This window comes from Pseudomonas sp. 30_B, from assembly GCF_017491605.1.
Taxonomy (GTDB): domain Bacteria; phylum Pseudomonadota; class Gammaproteobacteria; order Pseudomonadales; family Pseudomonadaceae; genus Pseudomonas.
The window spans coordinates 1-470 of the sequence record NZ_JAFGYY010000277.1 but is presented as its reverse complement, the minus strand read 5'-3'; the positions used below and the strand labels follow the sequence as shown (position 1 = coordinate 470).

The following is a 470-nucleotide window of genomic DNA, read 5'->3' as shown; positions in this document are numbered from 1 at the left end:
CCCTCGGCGGAACGGTCGAGGTCGAGAGCCTCTCGGCCTTCGATCATGACGGGCTGTTCTATACCCTCGGCACCGAGGCCAGCTACGACGAGCACGCCGGCGAGACCAGCCCGAAGCTGTCCGGCGCCATCAGCGAGCGCTTCAGCCTTGGCGACGGCGTCGACAACTTCGGCGTCGCGGCCGCTTTCAGCTGGCAGGAACGCGAGTTCGGCTCCGACAACGTCGAGACCGGCGGTGCCTGGGACTTCGAAGACGGCGCCCGGCTGGAGGAGTTCGAGCAGCGCGACTACCAGATCGAGCGCGAGCGCAGCGGCCTTGGGCTCAACTTCGACTACCGCCCCGACGATTACTCCAGCTATTACCTGCGCACCCTTTACAGTCGCTTCAAGGACACCGAGACCCGCCACGCCAACGTGATCGAATTCGCCGATGCACAGCGGCCCGGCGAGCGCGGGGACGCCGAAGGCGCG

General features: G+C 67.0%; 1 pseudogene. It reads left to right on the top strand.

From position 1 onward, the window contains the following. Window positions 1-470 (top strand): annotated as a pseudogene (locus J5M67_RS28270) (TonB-dependent receptor); the annotation flags it as partial.